Source organism: Hydrogenophaga sp., assembly GCF_028698005.1.
GTDB lineage: Bacteria > Pseudomonadota > Gammaproteobacteria > Burkholderiales > Burkholderiaceae_C > Hydrogenophaga.
Genome location: NZ_JAQVEJ010000216.1, coordinates 1 through 3731 on the forward strand (window position 1 = coordinate 1; position 3731 = coordinate 3731).

The following is a 3731-nucleotide window of genomic DNA, read 5'->3' on the forward strand; positions in this document are numbered from 1 at the left end:
CCGCGGCCGATCTGCCGAACCTGGTGGCGCTGCTGCGGCGGATGCAGGCCGTGGACCGGATCGACACCGGGGCCGAAGGCCCCTCGATGCCGCACGAGCTGGCGCTGGCGCACCTGCTGGGGCTGCCGGCCGAGCCCGGCCGCGTGCCCTGGGCGGCGTTCGAAACGCGCACCACGGGCGCGCCCTGCGGCTGGCTCCGGCCCTGCCACCTGCAGGTGGGTGCCGACCAGGTGCTGCTGGCGCCACCCGGGCAACTGGCGCTGGACGAGGCCGACTCGCGTGCGCTGCTCGACGCGGCGGCGCCGTTCTTCGCCGAGGACGGCATCACCCTGCGCTATGTGTCGCCCGACGCCTGGCTGGCCACGGGCGAGCCGCTGCGCGGCCTGCCCACCTGGTCGATGGACCGGCTGGCGGGCCGCCACCTCATGCCCGAGGTGCTGCACTTCACCGGCCACCCCCACGCCGCGCGCTGGCAGCGCCTGCACAACGAAATGCAGATGCTGTTCTATGCCCACCGCGTCAACGACGAGCGCGCGCAGCGCCGCCAGACCCTGGTCAATGCCCTTTGGGTCACCGGTGCCGGCGTGCTCGATGCCCTGCCCGCCCCCGCCCCGCATGTCGCCGTTGACAGCCGGCTGCGCGACAGCGCCCTGGCCCTGGACGCCCATGCCTACGCCCAGGCCTGGCGGGCGCTGGATGCCGACAGCATCGCCACACTGCTGGCCCGCCTGCGCGCCGGCGAGGCCGTGCACCTGACCCTGGCCGGCGAGCGCCGTGCCATCACCTATGCCTGTGCCCCCACCGGCCTCGGTGCGCGCCTGACCCGGCTGTTCGCCGCGCGGCCGTCGCTGGCGGTGCTGGACACCCTGTGAACCCCCACCCATGAAGATCATCACCCGAGACGTCCCCCCCCGCGCCGCCTGGGCCCTGGAGCAGGCCGGTCTGCACCCGCTGCTGGCGCGCCTGTTCGCCGCACGCGGCATCCGGCAAAAGGACGAACTGGACGACGCACTGGCCCTGCTGATTCCACCGGACCGGCTGCTGGGCGCACAGGATGCGGCCCGCGCCCTGGCCGATGCCCTGCAGGCCGGCGAGCACGTGTGCGTGGTGGCCGACTACGACTGCGACGGCGCCACCGCCTGCGCCGTGGCGGTGCGCGGCCTGAAGCTGCTGGGCGCCCCGCTGGGTTGGGACCGGGTGGACTACCTCGTGCCCGACCGCGTGACCGACGGCTACGGCCTCACACCCGCCATCGCCCGGCGTGTGAAGCAGCGCGGCGCCGACTGGCTGCTGACCGTGGACAACGGCATCGCCAGCGTGGCCGGCGTGCAGGCGGCGCGCGAGGCCGGCCTGAAGGTGCTGGTGACCGATCATCACCTGCCCGCGGTGCTCGACGGCCGCGTGACGCTGCCACAGGACTGCCTGATCGTGAACCCGAACCAGCCCGGCTGCGCATTCGAGAGCAAATCGATCGCCGGCGTGGGCGTGATGTTCTACGTGCTGCTGGCGTTGCGTGCCGAGCTGCGCGCGCGCGGGGTGTTCGATGCGAAGCATCAACCACGCATTGATGCCTTGCTGCCGCTGGTGGCGCTGGGCACCGTGGCCGACGTGGTCCGGCTCGACGCCAACAACCGGCGCCTGGTCGCCCAAGGCCTCAAGCGCGTGCGCGCCGGCGCCATGCCACCGGGCATGGCGGCCCTGTTCCAGGTCGCGGGCCGGCGCCCGGCCGCGGCCACCACCTTCGATTTCGGCTTCGCCCTTGGCCCGCGCCTGAACGCCGCCGGCCGGCTGGCGGACATGACGCTGGGCATCGAATGCCTGCTCACCGACGATCCCGGTCGTGCCGACGAGCTGGCGCGCGCGCTCGACGGCATCAACCGCGAGCGCAAGGGCATCGAGGGCGAGATGCGCGAGCAGGCACTGATGCTGGCCGAGGAGATGTTCGACGAATCGGAGACGCCGCCGCCGGCCGTCACCGTGTTCGACCCCGATTTCCACGAGGGCGTGGTCGGCATCGTGGCCTCACGTCTGAAGGAAAAGCTCCACCGGCCGACCTTCGTGTTCGCGCCCAGTGCCGCCGAGGGCCAGGAAAACGAACTCAAGGGCTCGGGCCGCTCCATTCCGGGCTTCCACCTGCGCGATGCCCTGGACCTGGTCGCCAAGCGGTATCCCGGTGTGCTGCTGCGCTTCGGCGGCCATGCCATGGCGGCCGGCTGCACCATCGACGAGGAACACCTGGACACATTCGAGCAGGCGCTGGCCGAGGTGGCCCACGAATGGCTGGACGCCGCCACGCTGCAACGCACCCTCGAGGCCGACGGCGCGCTGGAGCGCCAGTACCGCCGCCCCGACCTGGTGGACACCCTGCACCGCGAGGTCTGGGGCCAGGGCTTCGCACCGCCGGTGTTTTGCGAAGAGGTGGAGATCGTCTCGCAGCGGCTGGTGGGCGAGCGCCACCTGCAACTCAAGCTGCGCCACCAGGGCGACCCGGTGGACGGCATCTGGTTCGGGCACACCGAACCGCTGCCCGGCCGCGTGAAGATCGCCTATCGGCTCGATGTGGACGACTGGCAGGGCCAGCGGCGCGTGCGCTTCCTGCTGGAGGGGGCAGAATTCTAGGGTAATCTCCGATTGTCGGTGTAACGCTACCAGTAGTCGGCATACCAGGCTTGATATCGATCAAGTTGCCCCTCAATGCGGGCGGACCGGTAGAATTACGTACTATAGGCTACAGGCTGCGCCACGGTGCCGCATTCCGGCCAGATTGGCACCGCCTCCGCTTCCCATCCCGCATCTACCTACATCTGCCATGTCCCTCGACGCCAAACTCGCTGCCATGATCAACACCATCCCCGAATGTGTCGCGGGAGGTTATGTCGATATCGGATCGGGCATGCTGCTCAGCGTCAAGACCGTCGATTCGCATCCGCAGGAAGTGATCGCCCTGGTCGCCGCCGCCACCGCCGATCTGTTCGCCGGCCAGAACATCACCATGATCGAGAAGATGTTCAAGAAGTCGCGCGGGCTGGAAGACGACGGCCACCACTACTTCCAGGAGATCGTGGTCAACAGCGACAACCTGATCCACGTGTTCCTGCGGGGCAAGCGCTACCCCGACTATGTGGCGGTTTTTGTCTGCCGCCGCACGGCCAACCTGGGCATGGCACTGACCAAGGCCCGCATGGCCATGCCCGAGATCGAAGCCGCGGTCTGAGAGTCCTGCCGTGCTCGGAACTGCCGGGGAAGCTCCCCTGTTGCTGCTTGAAGGCTTCGGCGTCACGTTCGGCAACCGGCTCATCCTCACCGACATCGACCTGCAACTGGAGGTCGATGGCATCGATGTGCTGATGGGGCCGGTCAAGGCCGGCAAGTCCACGCTGCTGCGGGTACTGGCGGGCCTGCATGACAACAACCCGAATTTCCGCATCTGGGGCCGGGCATGGCTGGCCGGCCAGCCCCTGCATCTGCGCCGCCCGGCGCTGGTGCAGCAGCATGTGGCCATCATGCAGGCCACGGTGCGCGATGCGCTGGTGCACCAGTTGCGGACACAGGATCTGCGCACGGGCACCTCGTGGAACGAGCACGCCGCCGAGACACTGGCATTGCACGGGCTGGGCACGCTGGCGCAACGACTGAACCAGCCCCTGATCGAGCAGACCCGGGCGCACCAGCGCGCCATCACCATCCTCTCGCATGCGCTGTCGCAGCCAGCGCTGCTGATGATCGACGAG

General features: G+C 69.6%; 4 protein-coding genes. All 4 read left to right on the top strand.

What is annotated here, in order from left to right; translation table 11 throughout:
- Positions 1–872: phosphoglycerate mutase (locus PHQ87_RS14905; RefSeq protein WP_300236044.1), on the top strand; the 872-nt coding region annotated here is incomplete at its 5' end.
- A 10-nt stretch (positions 873–882) separates the two neighbouring features.
- Positions 883–2619: a single-stranded-DNA-specific exonuclease RecJ gene (recJ, locus tag PHQ87_RS14910; protein WP_300236047.1), complete on the top strand. Its 1737-nt coding sequence runs from the start codon at positions 883–885 to the stop codon at positions 2617–2619.
- 190 nt (positions 2620–2809) lie between these two features.
- Positions 2810–3214, top strand: a complete 405-nt coding sequence (locus PHQ87_RS14915; protein ID WP_300236048.1) for a hypothetical protein — start codon at positions 2810–2812, stop codon at positions 3212–3214.
- Positions 3215–3224: 10 nt separating this feature from the next.
- A partial coding sequence (locus PHQ87_RS14920) for an ATP-binding cassette domain-containing protein (RefSeq protein ID WP_300236051.1) occupies positions 3225–3731 on the top strand: 507 nt, incomplete at its 3' end.

What these genes read in the sequence shown, in the direction of transcription:
- PHQ87_RS14915 (WP_300236048.1), top strand. Translation starts at nt 2,810, where the DNA reads ATGTCCCTCGACGCCAAACTCGCTGCCATGATCAACACCATCCCCGAA.
- recJ (WP_300236047.1), top strand. Translation starts at nt 883, where the DNA reads ATGAAGATCATCACCCGAGACGTCCCCCCCCGCGCCGCCTGGGCCCTG.